The sequence below is a fragment of the Micromonospora coerulea genome, from assembly GCF_016598485.1.
GTDB lineage: Bacteria > Actinomycetota > Actinomycetes > Mycobacteriales > Micromonosporaceae > Micromonospora > Micromonospora coerulea.
The window spans coordinates 180942-197876 of record NZ_JAEMUW010000004.1 but is presented as its reverse complement, the minus strand read 5'-3'; the positions used below and the strand labels follow the sequence as shown (position 1 = coordinate 197876).

Annotated in this window: 16 protein-coding genes; 8 read left to right on the top strand and 8 right to left on the bottom strand. The window is 72.6% G+C overall.

The annotated features are described in order from the left end of the window. The first annotated feature begins 80 nt into the window (after positions 1–80). Complete coding sequence (lexA, locus tag I8N68_RS07625) at positions 81–863, top strand: transcriptional repressor LexA (RefSeq protein WP_200209144.1); 783 nt, start codon at positions 81–83, stop codon at positions 861–863. 68 nt (positions 864–931) lie between these two features. Here lexA and I8N68_RS07620 read toward each other — a convergent pair whose 3' ends face one another. Together I8N68_RS07620 and hflX are read right to left on the bottom strand one after the other, a co-directional pair. Continuing rightward, positions 932–2503 (bottom strand): hypothetical protein, encoded by a 1572-nt coding sequence (locus tag I8N68_RS07620; protein WP_200209143.1) that lies wholly within the window; start codon positions 2501–2503, stop codon positions 932–934. A gap of 50 nt (positions 2504–2553) precedes the next feature. Beyond that, positions 2554–4017: a GTPase HflX gene (gene hflX / locus I8N68_RS07615; RefSeq protein ID WP_200209142.1), complete on the bottom strand. Its 1464-nt coding sequence runs from the start codon at positions 4015–4017 to the stop codon at positions 2554–2556. A gap of 197 nt (positions 4018–4214) precedes the next feature. Here hflX and I8N68_RS07610 point away from each other — a divergent pair, with 197 nt between their 5' ends. After that, a complete protein-coding gene (locus I8N68_RS07610) occupies positions 4215–5687 on the top strand; it encodes an NAD-dependent malic enzyme (RefSeq protein ID WP_200209141.1) in 1473 nt (490 codons plus the stop codon). A gap of 86 nt (positions 5688–5773) precedes the next feature. Here the strand turns inward: I8N68_RS07610 and dapF are convergent, their stop codons facing one another. From dapF to I8N68_RS07595, 3 genes are read right to left on the bottom strand one after another with little or no spacing between them, the layout of a single operon-like run. Then, on the bottom strand, positions 5774–6619 hold the full coding sequence (gene dapF, locus I8N68_RS07605; RefSeq protein ID WP_200209140.1) for a diaminopimelate epimerase: 846 nt from the start codon (positions 6617–6619) through the stop codon (positions 5774–5776). A gap of 7 nt (positions 6620–6626) precedes the next feature. Further along, complete coding sequence (miaA, locus tag I8N68_RS07600; protein WP_200209139.1) at positions 6627–7532, bottom strand: tRNA (adenosine(37)-N6)-dimethylallyltransferase MiaA; 906 nt, start codon at positions 7530–7532, stop codon at positions 6627–6629. Further along, entirely contained in the window at positions 7529–8308 is a 780-nt protein-coding gene (locus tag I8N68_RS07595; protein WP_200209138.1) for a class III extradiol dioxygenase subunit B-like domain-containing protein, read from the bottom strand. Before I8N68_RS07595 ends, miaA begins: the two co-directional genes overlap by 4 nt. Positions 8309–8460: 152 nt before the next feature. Here I8N68_RS07595 and I8N68_RS07590 point away from each other — a divergent pair, with 152 nt between their 5' ends. Continuing rightward, positions 8461–9669, top strand: a complete 1209-nt coding sequence (locus I8N68_RS07590; RefSeq protein WP_200209137.1) for a DUF349 domain-containing protein — start codon at positions 8461–8463, stop codon at positions 9667–9669. A gap of 163 nt (positions 9670–9832) precedes the next feature. Here I8N68_RS07590 and miaB read toward each other — a convergent pair whose 3' ends face one another. Then, complete coding sequence (miaB, locus tag I8N68_RS07585) at positions 9833–11332, bottom strand: tRNA (N6-isopentenyl adenosine(37)-C2)-methylthiotransferase MiaB (RefSeq protein WP_200209136.1); 1500 nt, start codon at positions 11330–11332, stop codon at positions 9833–9835. Between the two features lie 52 nt (positions 11333–11384). Between miaB and I8N68_RS07580 the strand changes: the two genes are divergently transcribed. Next, entirely contained in the window at positions 11385–11612 is a 228-nt protein-coding gene (locus I8N68_RS07580) for a DUF2277 family protein (RefSeq protein ID WP_174530346.1), read from the top strand. Between the two features lie 29 nt (positions 11613–11641). On the opposite strand, the gene I8N68_RS07575 is transcribed toward I8N68_RS07580, so the two are convergent. Continuing rightward, a complete protein-coding gene (locus I8N68_RS07575) occupies positions 11642–12121 on the bottom strand; it encodes a hypothetical protein (RefSeq protein ID WP_200209135.1) in 480 nt (159 codons plus the stop codon). A gap of 201 nt (positions 12122–12322) precedes the next feature. Then, positions 12323–13312, bottom strand: a complete 990-nt coding sequence (gene selD, locus I8N68_RS07570; RefSeq protein WP_200209134.1) for a selenide, water dikinase SelD — start codon at positions 13310–13312, stop codon at positions 12323–12325. A gap of 197 nt (positions 13313–13509) precedes the next feature. Between selD and I8N68_RS07565 the strand changes: the two genes are divergently transcribed. From I8N68_RS07565 to I8N68_RS07550, 4 genes are all read left to right on the top strand, one after another. Further along, positions 13510–14265 (top strand): amino acid ABC transporter ATP-binding protein, encoded by a 756-nt coding sequence (locus tag I8N68_RS07565; RefSeq protein ID WP_200209133.1) that lies wholly within the window; start codon positions 13510–13512, stop codon positions 14263–14265. Between the two features lie 58 nt (positions 14266–14323). Continuing rightward, complete coding sequence (locus I8N68_RS07560) at positions 14324–15190, top strand: glutamate ABC transporter substrate-binding protein (protein ID WP_200209132.1); 867 nt, start codon at positions 14324–14326, stop codon at positions 15188–15190. Positions 15191–15269: 79 nt separating this feature from the next. Next, on the top strand, positions 15270–15944 hold the full coding sequence (locus I8N68_RS07555; RefSeq protein WP_200209131.1) for an amino acid ABC transporter permease: 675 nt from the start codon (positions 15270–15272) through the stop codon (positions 15942–15944). Continuing rightward, positions 15944–16828: an amino acid ABC transporter permease gene (locus tag I8N68_RS07550; RefSeq protein ID WP_200209130.1), complete on the top strand. Its 885-nt coding sequence runs from the start codon at positions 15944–15946 to the stop codon at positions 16826–16828. Before I8N68_RS07555 ends, I8N68_RS07550 begins: the two co-directional genes overlap by 1 nt. The last annotated feature ends 107 nt before the right edge of the window (positions 16829–16935 follow it).

The following is a 16935-nucleotide window of genomic DNA, read 5'->3' as shown; positions in this document are numbered from 1 at the left end:
CCGCGACCGGTCGGCAGCACCACCATCCGCGCGCACCACGAGCCGCCAAGGCACCCAGCGCCGACCAGGGAGGGACGGACGTGACCGAGGACCGGGCCAGCCGGCAGAAGAACCCGCAGCCGATCGACGGGGCGGGTCCGCCGGCGACCCGACGGCCCCGCGCCGCGCGCAGCCGGACGGGCCAGCCCGCCGTGCGCCCGGTCACCCAGGTGGTCAGCAGCTTTCCCGACCCCACCACCATCGACCTGACCGCCCGGCAGCGCCGGATCCTGGAGTTCATCCGCACCTGGGTGGAGCGCCACGGCTATCCGCCGAGCGTGCGCGAGATCGGCGAGGCGGTCGGCCTGGTCTCCCCGTCCAGCGTCGCCTACCAGCTCAAGGAGCTGGAGAAGAAGGGCTTCCTGCGCCGCGACCCGAACCGCCCCCGGGCGGTCGACGTCCGCGCCCCCGCCGACGCCGACGACGAGCTGAGCCGCGCGCAGCGGCCCACCCCGGCGTACGTGCCGATGCTGGGCCGGATCGCCGCCGGTGGCCCGATCCTCGCCGAGCAGGCGGTGGAGGACATCTTCCCGCTGCCCCGCGAGCTGGTCGGTGAGGGCGAGGTCTTCATGCTCCAGGTCAAGGGCGACTCGATGCTCGACGCGGCGATCTGCGACGGCGACTGGGTGGTGGTCCGGCAGCAGCCGACCGCCGAGGCCGGCGACATCGTGGCCGCCATGCTCGACGGCGAGGCGACCGTGAAGACCTACCGGCGTCGCGACGGGCACGTCTGGCTGATGCCGCAGAACCCGGCCTTCGATCCGATCCCCGGTGACGACGCCACCATCATGGGTCGCGTCGTGGCCGTGCTGCGCCGGATCTGAGCGCGGCGCCGGAGCTGACACCTGGCCCGGGTGACCGCCGCGCGGCGGTCACCCGGTGGGTGGTGCGGTCAGTAACGGTCGCCCCGGTACTCGCGGCCGCCGGAGACCTGCCCGTACTGGCCCCGCCCGTCGTCGTAACCGCTGCGTCGGCCGCCGCGCGGCTCCCGGTAGTCCGGCTCGCGCCGGGGCGGCTCGGCACGGCCACCGCCGTACGCGCCGCCGTGCGGGGCGCCGCCCGGTGCGCCACCACCGCCGTAGACTCCGCCGCCCTGCGGGCGACCGCCACCGCCGCCGTAGACCCCGCCCTGCGGACGACCGCCGCCCTGGGGACGGCCACCGCCGTACACGCCGCCACCGGCGGGCGCGCCGGGACGCCCAGGCGCGCCGTTCACCGGACCGCCGCCGAAGCCGCCGCTGGCCGGCCCGCCGCCGTACACGCCACCGCGCAACCCGCCCTCGGCGGCGGGGGCGTCGAAGCCACCGTGCGGCGGTTCGTCCCGATCCGGTCCGTCCGCGTCCGGCGCGGGCCGACGCCGGGACCGGAGGATGCCGAAGATGCCGGCACCGACCAGCAGGGCGCCCAGCGCACCGACGGCCGCGATCAGGTACGTGATCTCGTCCAGGGTCAGCCCCTCGACCCAGGACTTCTCCGCGGCCGGCTTGGCCACCTCGCCGGCGGCGGGCAACGCTTCGACGCCCTTGGTCGACGGGACGTAGCTGAGGATCTCGATCGGGTCCTCCGGGGCCAGCTGACCACCGTCGGAGACCGTGACGAAGGACTTGCCGTCCGCGGTGTAGGAGATCGCCTCGCCGAACGGGTCGGTCAGCGGGGTGACCCGCGGCGTGCCCTTGGTCAGCGCGCCGACGATGTCACCGCCGGTCACGGTGAACTCGAAGGCGTCCGCGTACGTCCGCAGGACCACCTTCGTGCCGTCGGGCGACCGGGCCGCGCCGGTGACCAGGAGCCGGCCGGTCGCGCCCAACTTGTTGTCCGTGGTGGTCTTGGGAAGCGTGACCTCGCCGACCTTGCGCATCGGCACGGCCTCGGTGTCACCGGACGCCTTCAGCGCGGCCGTCGGGGTGAAGATCTCCGACTTGCCGGAGAGTTCCTTGGTGATGATCAGTGGCTTGCCATCGTTGCCGATGAGCAGCGCCTCGGCGTCGTGCGGCTTCTTCTCCGGGTACGCCAGCCGGTGCAGCACCGGCTGCTTCGACCCGCCGACCGGCATGGTCCAGACCGCGACCCGCTCCCGGCGGGTCTTGCTGGTGATGTTGTCCCCGGTGTCCGCGATCCAGAGGGCCTTGCGGTCCGGCGAGAGCGCGAGGTCCTCGGTGTCGAGAGGCCCGGCACCCGAGTACTGGACCGGCTCCTTCGAGATCTCGCACTTGGTGTCGAGGTAGAAGACCCGCTTGCGGCTCGGGATGTCGGTGCCGTCGTTGATCACGACGTAGCCCGTCCTGGTGGCGACCAGGCCGGACAGCTCGCGCAGCCGCTCGTCGTCGATGGTGCACTTCTTCTTGCCGGGGGCCGCGGCCTGCACGGGGGCCGCGGCGGGACCCGCCAGGGCGACCCCGGCAGGCGCCACGGTTGCGCCCAGCAGACCGAGCGCAACCGTGACCGAGGAGAGAACGTGCCGCATGGAGCCCAGTGTCGCACGTCCCGTTGGTCGGGGGTGTTACGCCGGACGCCTCAGCGGCCGACGCCCACCCGCTCCTCCGCGGTGAGCCGGTCACCCGCGCGGAACGGGGCCAGCTCGGCGGCGAGCGCCTCGCCCACCCGCACGTGCAGCAGCGTCCCCTCCGGGAGGTGAGAGGTGCTCAGCACCTCGCCCTGCCGGTGCAGCCGGGCCACCAGGTCACCGCGGTCGTACGGGAGCACCGCGTGCACCTCCACCGCCGGGCGGGGCAGCCGCTCCTCGATCGCCTCGCGCAGCCCGTCGACCCCGCGCCCGCTGCGCGCGGAGACGAAGACCGCGTCGGGCCAGAGCCGCTTGAGCCGCAGCAGCGTCTCCTCGTCGGCCGCGTCGACCTTGTTGACCACCACCAGCTCCGGCAGCCGGTCCGCGCCCACCTCGGCGAGCACCTCGCGGACCGCCCGAACCTGCTCCTCCGGGTCCGGGTGGGTGCCATCCACCACGTGCACCACCAGGTCGGAGTCGCCGACCTCCTCGAGCGTCGAGCGGAACGCCTCGACGATCTGGTGCGGCAGGTGCCGGACGAAGCCGACCGTGTCCGACAGGGTGTAGAGCCGCCCGTCGGAGGTGGTGGCCTTGCGGGTGGTCGGGTCCAGCGTGGCGAAGAGCGCGTTCTCCACCAGCACCCCCGCGCCGGTCAGCCGGTTGAGCAGGCTGGACTTGCCGGCGTTGGTGTAGCCGGCGATAGCCACCGCGGGGACCGCGTTGCGGGAACGGCGGGCGCGCTTGGTCTGGCGTACCGTCTTCATGCCCTTGATCTCGCGGCGCAGCCGCGCGATGCGGTGCCGGATCCGGCGCCGGTCGGTCTCCAGCTTGGTCTCACCGGGACCGCGCAGGCCCACGCCGCCGCCGGCGCCGCCGCCGCGACCGCTACCACCGGTCTGCCGGGAGAGCGTCTCGCCCCAACCGCGCAGCCGCGGGAGCAGGTATTCGAGCTGGGCCAGCTCGACCTGCGCCTTACCTTCCGCGCTCTTGGCGTGCTGGGCAAAGATGTCGAGGATCAGCGCGGTCCGGTCGACCACCTTGACCTTGGTGCGCTGCTCCAGGTTGCGCAGCTGAGACGGGGAGAGTTCACCGTCGCAGATCACCGTGTCGGCGCCGGTGGCGAGCACCATCGCGCCCAGGTCCTCGACCTTGCCCCGGCCGACGTAGGTGGCCGGGTCCGGCCGGTTGCGTCGCTGGATCAGCCCCTCGAGCACCTGCGAGCCGGCCGTCTCGGCCAGCGCCGCCAGCTCGGTGAGGCTGTTCTCGGCGTCGTCCTGGGTGCCCTCGGTCCAGACCCCCACCAGGACGACCCGCTCCAGCCGCAGCTGGCGGTACTCGACCTCGGTGATGTCGGTGAGCTCGGTCGAGAGGCCGGGGACCCGCCGCAACGCCTGCCGCTCCGACAGCTCGAACTCACCGGTGGTTGCCTCGAGCTCGTCGTCCTCGAAGGGAACGTAGGTCTCCTGGTCTCGCAAACCGCGTCTCCTGTCCGTTTTGTCAGGTACCGAGGGAATCGGTCCTGTACCGAGCAATCCTGACATGTGTCAACGCCCAACGCACCTGCTATATGCCCGTGGCGTACGCCCCGAATAACGGGGCCGGATGCCGGGCGACCTGGGCGGGCGGGTAGAAATGCGGGGCGAACCGCTCAGTGTTGACGGAGGGATTATCCGTGGCCATCACCCGACTTCCTAGTGCGGGATTCTCGATCACGATCCGGATCGCGGTGACCGCGGACGCCTCCTCCATCGGCCGGCTGACCACCGCGGTGGGCGAGGCCGGCGCGATCGTCACCGCGCTGGACGTGGTCGACTCCGATCCGACCAGCGTGATCGTCGACCTCACCTGCGACACCGCCGACGCCAGCCACGCCGACCAGGTGGTCGACGCGCTCACCGCCCTGGACGGCGTGGACGTCCGCAAGGTCTCCGACCGGACCTTCCTGCTGCACCTCGGCGGCAAGATCGAGGTCAGCTCGAAGGTCGCGCTGCGGAACCGCGACGAGCTGTCCCGCGCGTACACCCCGGGGGTGGCCCGGGTCTGCATGGCCATCGCCGAGAACCCGGCCGACGCCCGTCGGCTGACCATCAAGCGCAACACGGTGGCCGTGGTCAGCGACGGCTCGGCCGTGCTCGGCCTGGGCAACCTCGGGCCGGCCGCGTCGCTGCCGGTGATGGAGGGCAAGGCGGCGCTGTTCAAGCGCTTCGGCGGGGTGGACGCCTGGCCGGTGGTGCTCGACACCCAGGACACCGACGAGATCGTCGCGATCGTCAAGGCGATCGCGCCCGCGTACGGCGGGATCAACCTGGAGGACATCGCCGCGCCGCGCTGCTTCGAGATCGAGGCGCGGCTGCGCGAACTGCTGGACATCCCGGTCTTCCACGACGACCAGCACGGCACCGCGATCTGCGTGCTGGCCGCGCTGACCAACGCGCTGCGCGTGGTGGGCAAGCGGCTCGCGGACGTCCGGGTCGTGGTCTCCGGCGCCGGCGCGGCCGGCACCGCGATCATGAAGCTGCTGCTGCGCCAGGGCGTGGGCGACATCATCGCGTACGACCGGCAGGGCGCCCTGCACCGCGGGCTGCCCGACCTCAACCCGGCCTGGCAGTGGCTGGCGGAGCACACCAACAAGGAGAACTACGCCGGCGACCTGCCCGGCGCGATCGCCGGCGCGGACGTCTTCATCGGGGTCAGCGCGCCGAACCTGCTCACCGGCGACGACATCGCCACCATGGCCAAGGACTCGATCGTCTTCGCGCTGGCCAACCCGGACCCGGAGGTGGACCCGCGGGAGGCGCGCAAGCACGCCGCGGTGGTCGCCACCGGCCGCTCCGACCAGCCGAACCAGATCAACAACGTGCTCGCCTTCCCGGGCGTCTTCCGGGGCATGCTGGACGCGCACGCCGAGGAGTTCACCGAGGAGATGGCGATCGCCGCGGCCCGCGCCATCGCGGACGTGGTGGGCGAGGAAAAGATCAACCCGACGGTGATCGTGCCGAGCGTCTTCGACTCCCGGGTGGCCCCGGCGGTCGCCGCCGCCGTCCGCGCCGCCGCCCAGAACCCGAAGACCACCCCGGCCCCGGCCGCCGACCCCGGCCCGGCCGACCTGCCGGAGATCGCCGCCAACGCCAGCGCCACCCCCTGACCGGCTCCGGGTGCGTTTCTCGTCGCGCTGGCGACCAGAAACGCACCCGAACCGGCCCCCGCGACGCGTCGACCGGGACGGCCGGCTCAGGTCAGCAGGTCGCTCGGGGTCAGCTCGCCGGCGGCGACCAGGACCGCCGGGCCGGACAACCAGCACGAGTCGTCGGTCATCCGAACCGTGAGGCGTCCGCCCGGAACGTCGACGGTGACCGTGCCGGTGTCCCGCCCGGCGTCGCGCAGGGCGACCGCCGCCACCGCGCAGGCACCCGTGCCGCAGGAGAGCGTCTCGGCCGAGCCCCGCTCGTACACCCGCATCAGCACGTGCCCGTCGGTGCCCGGCACGGGGTCGCCGGGGGCGGTGAACTCGACGTTCACCCCGGCCGGGAAGACCGCCGCGTCGAAATCCGGGGCCCGGGTCAGGTCCAGCGAGGTCAGCTCCAGCCCGGCGGGCAGCGCGCAGACCAGGTGCGGGTTGCCGACGTCCACCGCCGCGCCGGGCAGGGTGAGCCCGCCCAGGGTGGCGGTGGCGCTGGCGTACAGCCGGGGGCGGCGCATCTCCACGGCGATGGCCTCGCCCGCCACCCGCGCCCGCACCACGCCGGCCCGGGTGGCCACCGGCAGCGCCGCGCCGGACGGCGCGGCCAGCCCGGTCGCCAGCAGGTAGCGGACGAAGACCCGGGCGCCGTTGCCGCACATCTCGGCGACCGAGCCGTCGGCGTTCCAGTAGTCCATGAACCACTCGGCCTCGCCGGCGAGGGCGGCCCCGTCGGGGTGCTTGGCCGCCCGCACCACCCGCAGCACGCCGTCCCCGCCGACGCCCCGGCGCCGGTCGCAGAGCGCCGCGACCAGCTCGGGCGTCAGGTCGAGCGCGCCGTCCGGGTCGGGCAGGATGACGAAGTCGTTGCCGGTGCCGTGGCCCTTGGTGAACTCCACGGTCCCATCATCCCCGATGGTCGGCGACCAGTCGCAGCGCAGTCTCGACCAGCTCCGGCGATGCCGAGTCCAGCCAGTGCACCCGCGGATCGCGCCGGAACCAGGACCGCTGCCGCCGGACGAAGCGCCGGGTGGCCCGGATCGTCTCGTCGTGCGCCTCGGCCTCGGTCAGCTCCCCCGCGAGGAAGCGCAGCACCTGCTGGTAGCCGAGCGCCCGGCTGGCCGTCCGGCCCTCGGGCAGGCCGTGCCCGACCAACTCCCGGGTCTCGGCGACCAGGCCGTCGGCCCACATCCGGTCCACCCGCAGCGCGATCCGCTCATCGAGCAGCGCGGTGTCCAGGTCGACGCCGACCTGCACGGCCGGGTAGTACGGCCTCGGCTCGGGCAGTGAGGCGGTGAACGGCGCACCGGTCAGCTCGATCACCTCCAGGGCGCGGACGATCCGCCGGCCGTTGCCGGGCAGGATGCCGGCCGCCGCGACCGGGTCGGCCTGGGCGAGCCGGGCGTGCAGCGGGGCGGGGCCGGCCGCGGCCAACTCCGCCTCCAGCCGTTCCCGTACGGCGGGGTCGGTGCCGGGGAACTCGAACTGCTCCAGCACCGCCCGCACGTACAGCCCGGAGCCACCCACCAGCAGCGGCACCCGGCCCCGGGCCAGGATGTCGTCGACCGCCGCCCGGGCCAGCCGCTGGTACTCGGCGACGCTGGCCGGCTCGGTCACCGGCCAGATGTCGAGCAGGTGGTGCGGCACGCCCTCCCGCTCGGCCGGGGTCAACTTCGCGGTGCCGATGTCCATGCCCCGGTAGAGCTGCATCGAGTCCGCGTTGACCACCTCGCCGTCGAGGGCGTGGGCGAGGGCGATGCTCAGCGCCGACTTGCCGGCGGCGGTTGGCCCGACCACCGCGACGACGGTCATGCCGGCTCCCACGACGCCACGAAGTAGGCAACGCCGTAGGGGGCCGAGTGGTGGCGCAGCTCGCCGCGCCAGCCGCCGCCGGCCGTGCGGACCGCGCCGGCCAGCACCTGCCACGGCGCCCGCCCAGCGGCCTTCAGCTCCGCCGACCGGGCCGGGTCCAGGCCGAGCAGGGCGTCGGCGTCCGCGTCGGCCAGGGCCCGGGCCACCCCGTCGTCGTACGCCTCGGCGCGCGGGTCGTCGTAGCCGGGCGACTTCGGGCCCCGGCACGCCGACCCGTCCCCCATCACCAGCAGCGCCACCCGGGGCCGGTACTCGTGCACCTGGCCGGCCAGCCGGGCCAGCTCCGCCGGGGTCGCCTCCGCGCTCACCTGGGCGCCGACCACCCGCACACCCGCCCGCGCGCCCACCGGTTGCCGGCCGAGCAACCACGCGCCGACGGTGACGCTCAGCGGAAGCCGCTTCCCCTCGTCGGGCAGCGCCGGCACCAGCGGGACGGTCAGGTCGAGGCCCCACGGGCGGAACGACCCGGTGGCGGGCGGGATGATCCAGCCCGTCACCGCGCCGGTGCCCAGCACCACCAGGCAGTCCGGCCGGGCGCCCAGCAGCCGGGACACTGCCGCGTCGGCGGCGGTACGCAGGTCGTCCAGCTCCGGCGCAGCGGCGCCGGCCAGCTCGGGAACGATCAGCGGCGGGTGGGGGCAGACGGCGGCGGCGACCAGAGACACGCCCTCACCGTAGCGGGGTTCCCCGGTGCGTCCCGGCGCCGATCCGGTCATCCGGGAGCTAGGACACCGTATGGTCACGGTCGACGACAGGCGCTCGACGCGGACGGGGTCGGACCTGTGACAATGCCGGGAGTAACTTTGCTGCGCCGTGGCGGCGATCGCGGGGACCTTCCCGTCGACGCCGGGAGAACGAGGATGGGCACATGAGCGACTGGACTGCCTTCGGACGGGTGGACGCGGACGGCACCGTGTACGTCAAGACCGCCGAGGGCGAGCGGGTGGTCGGATCCTGGCAGGCGGGGGCCCCGGAGGAAGGGCTGGCCCACTTCGCCCGGCGTTTCGCCGACCTGGTGACCGAGGTGGACCTGACCGAGGCGCGGCTCAACTCGGGCGCGGCCGACGCCGGCGGGTCGCTGAGCACCATCCGGCGCATCCGCGCCGGGCTGGCCGAGGCGCACGTCGTCGGTGACATCGACGCGCTGGCCGCCCGGCTCGACAAGCTCGCCGAGGTGGCCGAGGCGAAGGCCGGCGAGGCGAAGGCCGCCCGGGACGCCGCCCGGGTCGAGGCGCTCGCGCGCAAGACGGCCCTGGTCGAGGAGGCCGAGAAGCTGGCCGCCGAGTCGACCGGCTGGAAGACCGCCGGGGACCGACTCAAGGAGATCCTCGACGAGTGGAAGACCATCCGCGGCGTCGACAAGAAGACCGACGGTGAGCTGTGGAAGCGGTTCGCCGCCGCCCGGGACGGCTTCACCCGCCGGCGGGGCGCCCACTTCGCCTCCCTCGACCAGCAGCGCAAGCAGGCGCAGACGGTCAAGGAGGAGCTGGTCGCCGAGGCCGAGAAGCTGAAGGAGTCCACCGACTGGGCGGTCACCGCCAACCAGCTCAAGGACCTGATGACCCAGTGGAAGGCCGCGCCGCGGGCGTCCAAGGAGGCCGAGCAGAAGCTCTGGGAACGGTTCCGGGCCGCGCAGGACGACTTCTTCACCCGGCGCAGCGAGGTCTTCTCCGCCCGGGACAACGAGCAGCGCGCCAACCTGGAGCGCAAGCAGGCCCTGCTCGCCGAGGCCGAGGCGCTCGACGTCGAGGGCGACCCGAAGGGCGCCCAGGCGAAGCTGCGCGAGATCCAGGCGCAGTGGCACGAGGCCGGTCGGGTGCCGCGGGAGGCCGCCGCCGGGCTGGAGCGCCGGCTGCGCGCCATCGACGACAAGGTCCGCGAGGTGATGGACTCCGCGTGGCGGCGCACCACTAAGGAGGACAACCCGCTGCTGGCGCAGATGCGCGCGCAGGTTGCCGAGGCCGAGGAGCGGCTGGCCCGGGCGCAGGCCGCCGGGGACGCCCGCCGGGTCAAGGAGGCCGAGCAGGCGCTCGCCTCCAAGCGGCAGTTCCTCCAGCTCGCCGAGCAGGCCGGCTGACGCCGTAGCGTTCCGGGAGCCCCGGTCCCTCAATGGGACCGGGGCTCCCGCACACCCACCCCATCCCCCTGCTGAGCAGAGGTGTCCGGGTCCCGGCCCGCGTCGGGCCGGACGGCACGACGGCCGGGGCCTCCGTGCGGAGGTCCCGGCCGTCGACGGTCGGTCAGTGCGCGGCGCAGCCGGTGGTCGGCGCGGGCGCCGCGGCCGGCGCGCCGATCGTGGGCAGGCCGAGGAGCACCCCGGGGGTACGCGGCGAGCGCCCCGCCGCCGCGGCGTCGCCGGCCCGGGTACGCCGGTGCGACAGCGGTTCGCCGTCGGCGTTGAGGTGGTGCGGGGCGGCGTACGTGACGGTGGTGTGCACGATGTCGCCGGGGCGGATCTGCCCGGCCAGCGAGCCCGCGTCGAAGTGGACCAGGCGGCCGTCGCGGGCCCGGCCGGACATCCGGCCGGTGCGCTCGTCCTTGCGGCCCTCGCCGACGGCGACCAGCACCTCGACGGTCTCGCCGACCAGGCGCTTGTTCTCCGCCCAGGTGATCTCCTCGACGCAGGCGATCAGCCGCTCGTAGCGCTCCTGCACGACCTGCTTGGGCAGCTGGCCGTCCATGGTGGCGGCGGGGGTGCCGGGGCGCTTGGAGTACTGGAAGGTGAACGCCGCGGAGAACCGCGCCTCCCGGACCACGTCGAGGGTGCGCTCGAAGTCGGCGTCGGTCTCACCAGGGAAGCCGACGATGATGTCGGTGGTGATCGCCGCGTCCGGCATCGCCGCCCGGACCTTGGAGATGATCCCCAGGTACTTCTCGGAGCGGTAGGACCGGCGCATCGCCCGCAGCACGTCGTCGGAGCCGGACTGCAACGGCATGTGCAGCGAGTGGCAGACGTTGGGCGTCTCGGCCATCGCGGCGATCACGTCGTCGGTGAAGTCCTTCGGGTGCGGGCTGGTGAACCGGACCCGCTCCAGCCCGTCGATGTCGCCGCAGGCGCGCAGCAGCTTCCCGAAGGCGTACCGGTCACCGAACTCGACGCCGTAGGAGTTGACGTTCTGCCCGAGCAGGGTCACCTCGAGCACGCCCTCGTCGACCAGGGCGCGCACCTCGGAGAGGATGTCGCCGGGGCGGCGGTCCTTCTCCTTGCCGCGCAGGGAGGGCACGATGCAGAACGTGCAGGTGTTGTTGCAGCCCACCGAGATCGACACCCAACCGGCGTACGTCGACTCGCGCCGGGTCGGCAGCGTGGAGGGGAACACGTCGAGGGATTCGAGGATCTCCACCTCGGCGGCGGCGTTGTGCCGGGCCCGCTCCAGCAGCACCGGCAGCGAGCCGATGTTGTGGGTGCCGAAGACCACGTCCACCCAGGGGGCCTTGCGGACGATCTCGCCGCGGTCCTTCTGGGCCAGGCAGCCGCCGACGGCGATCTGCATCCCGGGGTGCTTGTCCTTCACGGGGCGCAGATGGCCCAGGTTGCCGTAGAGCCGGTTGTCGGCGTTCTCCCGGACGGCGCAGGTGTTGAAGACCACCACGTCGGGGTTATCGTCGGCCTCGGCGGCGCGCACGTAGCCGGCCTGTTCGAGCAGGCCGGAGATGCGCTCGGAGTCGTGCACGTTCATCTGGCAGCCGTACGTGCGCACCTGATAGGTACGCGGGCTGCCCGCGGCTGCGGTAGTCATGACCCGGACAGCGTATCCGGGCCGAGCTGGTCGGACCGAACGAGGAGGAGCCGTGTGCCGGAGCATCAAGACGTTGCGTGAGCCGTACGTCCCGGTGGTGACCGAGGAGGACGTGCGCGCGGCGGCGTTGCAGTACGTCCGGAAGATCTCGGGCTTCCGGACGCCCGCCGCCCACAACGCGGCGGCCTTCGACGCCGCGGTGGACGCGGTGGCGGCGGCCACCGCGACCCTGCTCGACCAGCTGGTGGTGCGCGGTCAGCAGCCGACGGCCCGCGGCTGAGGCAGCCCGACTCCCCCGTCGGCCCGGGCTCAGGCCGCGGCTAACGCCGGGGCGATCGAGTCGGGGGCCCACCGCGAGCGGTGGCACTGCGACCAGCCCCGGCAGCCGGGGTCGGCCACGGTGCAGAGCCGCTGGTCGGTCAGCACCTCACCCTCGTCGGTCTCGGTCACCGTGAAGTGCACCGGGCGAATGGTGCCGTCCGGGGCGACCAGCAGGTGCCGGCCGGCGTCCAGGGTGTCGTCGCGCATCAGGCAGTTGCGGTCCAGCAGCCGGGCCAGCGCCGCGATGCTCGGCAGCTCAGGCAGCCGTTCCGGCACCCCGTAGCAGTCGACGATCGTGCCGAACTCCCCCGGCGCCTCCCACACGTCGCAGACCACCGCGTACGCCGGCAGCCGGGCCGGGTCGGCGACGGCGAGGGGCATCACCACCCGACCGAGCGCCTCGGCCAGCGCCGGGTACACCTCCACGGGTGCCGCCCCGTCGATTCTCCAGTTCCACAGCTCGGTCATGCCGCCTCCTCGCTGTGCTCGTCCCACCGGCCTCCGGATCGGGCCTTACTGACGATAGTGGGGTGCATATGACCTCAGCCGGGGGCAAGTTACCGGTCTGTGACCATTCCGGGCAAAATTTACCCGAGCACCATTGCGCCGAGTAGCAGGAAGGTGACAGTTTATCGGGTATGGTGGCCGATTCCGCGGATCGACGCGGGATCAGCGGAGCTGAACCAGGTGTTCGCCCCGGGGCAGCAGCTCGCCGATCACGGTGCCACCGGGCACCTCACCGGCGACCAGCAGGCCGCCCGAGGTCTGTGCGTCGGCCAGCAGCAACCGCTCGGCCTCGTCGGCGTGGCCGAAGTCCGTCCACGGAGTCACCCAGTCCAGGTTGCGGCGGGTGCCACCGCTGACGTACCCGTCCCGCAGCGCCTCCCGGGCGCCCGGGAGGTACGGCACCCGGGCCGCGTCGATGGCGACCGTGAGCCGGCTGGCCCGGGCCAGCTTCGAGGCGTGCCCGAGCAGGCCGAAGCCGGTGACGTCGGTGCCGCAGCGGACGCCGGCGGCCACGGCCCCCCGGGCGGCGTCCCGGTTCAGCGCGCTCATCGAGGCCACCGCCTCGGGGAACCGCTCCCCCGTCCGCTTGTGCCGGGTGTTCAGCACCCCCACCCCGAGCGGCTTGGTCAGCGACAGCGGCAGGCCGGCCCGGCCGGCGTCCAGGGTGATCAGCTCCTCGGGGCGGACCACGCCAGCCACCGCGAGGCCGTACTTCGGGCCGTCGTCGTCGACGCTGTGCCCGCCGGCCAGGTGGCAGCCGGCCTCCCGGGCCACGTCCTGACCGCCGCGCAGCACCTCCCGGGCCAACTCCAGCGGCAGCCGCTCCCGGGGCCAGCAGAGCAGGTTCAGCGCGACCAGCGGGGTGCCACCCATGGCGTACACGTCGGAGAGCGCGTTGGCCGCGGCGATCCGGCCCCAGTCGTACGCGTCGTCGACGACCGGGGTGAAGAAGTCGGCGGTGCAGACCAGGCCGGTCCGCTCGTCCAGCCGGACCACCGCGGCGTCGTCGCCGTGCTCCAGTCCGACCAGGAGGTCGGCGCTGCCGGAGGCCGGCGCCAACCCGGCGACCATCTGCTCCAGCTCGCCCGGGGGGATCTTGCAGGCGCAGCCGCCACCGCGGGCGTAATCGGTCAGCCGGATCGCGTCGGTCATCCCCACATGATCTCCGGTTGACGCCGCCGCCGCCAGCGGGCGGCTCGGCGCACGACGGAATTCGGACTCCCGGGTACGGCGGGGAATGGTGTTACCGCTCCGTGACCATCCGAGTTGCGTTCGGCCACGTCGCCCCGCCTACAGTGGCCCAACCAGGGGTCGATCGACCCCACTTCCGCGGGCGGACGACAGGGACGGTGGACGACGTGACGACGGGCGAACCGCTCATCGTGCTGGACGGGGTCAACAAGCACTTCGGCCCACTGCACGTGCTGAACGACGTGTCGCTCTCCGTCGGCAAGGGCGAGGTGGTCGTGGTCATCGGTCCCTCGGGCTCCGGCAAGTCGACGCTCTGCCGCGCGATCAACCGACTCGAGCCGATCGACTCCGGCACCATCACCTTCGACGGCACGCCGCTGCCGGCCGAGGGGAAGGCGCTGGCCAAGCTGCGCAGCGAGGTCGGCATGGTGTTCCAGTCGTTCAACCTCTTCGCGCACAAGACGATCCTGGAGAACGTCACCCTCGGCCCGGTGAAGGTCCGCAAGGAAAAGCCGGCCGCCGCCCGTGAGCGCGGCCTGGCCCTGCTGGACCGGGTCGGCATCGCCAACCAGGCCGAGAAGTACCCGGCGCAGCTCTCCGGTGGCCAGCAGCAGCGGGCGGCGATCGCCCGCGCGCTGGCCATGCAGCCCAAGGCGATGCTCTTCGACGAGCCGACCAGCGCGCTCGACCCGGAGATGGTCGGTGAGGTGCTGGACGTGATGACCTCACTCGCCCGCGACGGCATGACGATGGTCGTGGTCACCCACGAGATGGGCTTCGCCCGGCATGCGGCCAACCGGGTGATCTTCATGGCCGACGGCAGGCTGGTCGAGGACGCCCCGCCGACGGAGTTCTTCGCCAACCCGCGCAGCGACCGGGCCCGGGACTTCCTCTCCAAGATCCTCACGCACTGAGCGTCCGTAGTGGAGCACGCCGTCCCCCGGTGGGCTCCGTCGAAGAAGGAGATTGAGTATGCGTATGAAGCGCGTGGCGGCGGTAGCCGCGGCGGCCACCCTGGCCCTCGGCATGAGCGCCTGTGGCGGCGACAGCGACAGCGGTTCCGGCAGCGGGGGCGGCAAGGGCATCATCGGCAAGGCGCAGAGCCAGAAGAAGCTGGTCATCGGCGTCAAGGCCGACCAGCCGGGCCTGGGTCTGCAGACCGGCAGCAACTACGAGGGCTTCGACGTCGAGATCGGCAAGATCGTGGCCAAGGGTCTGGGCGTCGACGCGGGCAACATCGAGTGGAAGACCACCGTCTCCGCCAACCGTGAGCCCTTCATCCAGCAGGGCACCGTCGACCTGGTCGTGGCCACGTACACGATCAACGACGAGCGCAAGCAGAAGGTGAACTTCGCCGGGCCGTACTTCATCGCCGGGCAGGACCTGCTGGTCAAGGCCGACTCCACGCTGGCCGGCCCCGAGGCGCTGGACGGCAAGACGGTCTGCTCGGTGACCGGTTCGACCCCCGCGAAGCGGATCCAGACCGAGCACCCGAAGGCGAAGCTCCAGCAGTTCGACTCGTACTCGAAGTGCCTGCCGCTGCTGGAGAACGGCCAGGTCGACGCCGTCACCACCGACGACATCATCCTCGCCGGCTACGCCGCCCAGTCCCAGTACGCCGGCAAGTTCAAGGTGGTCGGCAAGCCCTTCTCCACCGAGCCGTACGGCATCGGCCTGAAGAAGGACGACAAGGACGGCTGCGAGAAGGTCAACGAGATCCTCAAGGCCGCCGCCTCGGACGGCTCCTACCGGGCCGCCTGGGACGCCACCCTGGGCAAGAGCGGCAAGGCCGCGCCCGAGCTGGACACCACCAAGCTGACCAACTGCGGCAGCGTCTGACCGGTTCCGGGGCCGGCATCCGTAGGGGTGCCGGCCCCGGTCTGTCACGACGCCGACGACGTGCCCCGGGAGTCGACGCATGCACGTATTCGCTGATCCGACCAACCTCGACGCGTACCTGTCGGGCTTTCTCTGGATTCTCAAGCTGACCGGCGCGTCGGCGGTGCTCGCGCTGGTGCTCGGCGTGCTGCTCGCCGCGTTCCGGGTCTCCCCGGTGCCCGTGCTGCGCGCCGTCGGCGCGGCCTGGGTGAGCATCTTCCGCAACACGCCGCTGACCCTGATCATCTTCTTCTGCTTCTTCGGCCTCTACTCCACGCTGGGGCTGCGCCTCTCTGACGACCTGGACCGGAACAACTACTGGCTCGGCGTCATCGGCCTGTCGGTCTACACCGCGGCGTTCGTCTGCGAGGCCGTCCGCTCCGGCGTCAACACCGTCCCGGCCGGCCAGGCGGAGGCGGCCCGGGCGATCGGGCTGACCTTCTTCCAGACCCTGCGGATCGTGATCCTGCCGCAGGCCGGGCGCGCGGTGGTGGCCCCGCTGGGCAGCGTGCTGATCGCGCTGTGCAAGAACGCCACGATCGTCGGCACCATCGGACTGATCGAGGCGTCCAGCGTGATGAAGGATCTGATCAACAGCAACGGCGACGCGGTCATCGCGATCTTCCTGGTCTTCGCCGGCACCTTCGCCGCGATCCTCATCCCGACCGGCTATTTCTTCGGCTGGCTGGCCAACCGTCTGGCGGTGAAGCGCTGATGAGCACCAGCAACGTCCTCTACGACCACCCGGGGCCGCGCGCCCGCGTCCGCAACGCGGTACTCAGCGTCGTCTTCGGCATCGGGCTGGTCGCGCTGCTCTGGTGGGTCTACACCAAGTTCGACGAGGCCGGCCAGTGGGAGGGCAGGCTCTGGGAGCCCTTCACCCAGGCGAAGATCTGGACCGAGTTCATCCTCCCCGCCCTTTGGCAGACCCTGGTCGCCGCGGGCACCGGCATGGTGCTGTCGCTCGCCTTCGGCATCGTCTTCGCGGTGGGGCGGCTCTCCGACCACCGGTGGATCCGGGTGCCGGCCGGCATCGTGGTGGAGTTTTTCCGGGCCGTGCCGCTGCTCCTGATGATCTTCTTCATCTTCTACGGCGTACCGTTCCTCATCCAGGGCCCGGTGACGGCGTTCACCGCCGTGGTCGCCGGCCTGACCCTCTACAACGGGTCGGTGCTGGCCGAGGCCTTCCGGGCCGGCATCCGGTCGATCCCGGGCGGGCAGTCCGAGGCGGCCTACGCCGTGGGCATGCGCAAGAGCCAGGTGATGCAGCTGATCCTGGTGCCGCAGGCCGCCCGGGCGATGCTCCCGGTGATCGTCAGCCAGCTCGTCGTGCTGCTCAAGGACACCGCGCTCGGCTACATCGTGGCCTTCCCCGAGCTGCTCGCCCGCGGCGTCAACGACCTCTCGGCGAACTACGGCAACGTGATCGCCGCCGCGATCGTGGTGGCCGCGATCTACATCGTGTTCAACTCGCTGCTCACCGCGCTGGCGAACTGGCTGGACCGGCGGACCCGCCGGCGCTCGTTCCGGATCCCCAAGCAGGCCGCCCCGGATTCGACCCCGGCCGGCGGGGCGGTCGTTTCCGAACCGCAGGGCTGACCCCCGGCAGAGTCGACGCCGTGCCGCGTCCCGTCCCCAGCGGACGGGGTGGCACGGCGTCGCCGTTCGGGGAGCGATTCCGCTACGACATCAGCTCCACAGCGTGG

Coding starts and splice junctions, on each gene's coding strand:
- I8N68_RS07590 (WP_200209137.1), top strand. CDS start 8,461: ATGAGCGACTGGACTGCCTTCGGACGGGTGGACGCGGACGGCACCGTG.
- I8N68_RS07560 (WP_200209132.1), top strand. CDS start 14,324: ATGCGTATGAAGCGCGTGGCGGCGGTAGCCGCGGCGGCCACCCTGGCC.
- miaB (WP_200209136.1), bottom strand. CDS start 11,332: ATGACTACCGCAGCCGCGGGCAGCCCGCGTACCTATCAGGTGCGCACG.
- selD (WP_200209134.1), bottom strand. CDS start 13,312: ATGACCGACGCGATCCGGCTGACCGATTACGCCCGCGGTGGCGGCTGC.
- I8N68_RS07620 (WP_200209143.1), bottom strand. CDS start 2,503: ATGCGGCACGTTCTCTCCTCGGTCACGGTTGCGCTCGGTCTGCTGGGC.
- I8N68_RS07550 (WP_200209130.1), top strand. CDS start 15,944: ATGAGCACCAGCAACGTCCTCTACGACCACCCGGGGCCGCGCGCCCGC.
- I8N68_RS07555 (WP_200209131.1), top strand. CDS start 15,270: ATGCACGTATTCGCTGATCCGACCAACCTCGACGCGTACCTGTCGGGC.
- miaA (WP_200209139.1), bottom strand. CDS start 7,532: ATGACCGTCGTCGCGGTGGTCGGGCCAACCGCCGCCGGCAAGTCGGCG.
- I8N68_RS07575 (WP_200209135.1), bottom strand. CDS start 12,121: ATGACCGAGCTGTGGAACTGGAGAATCGACGGGGCGGCACCCGTGGAG.
- I8N68_RS07595 (WP_200209138.1), bottom strand. CDS start 8,308: ATGACCGGATCGGCGCCGGGACGCACCGGGGAACCCCGCTACGGTGAG.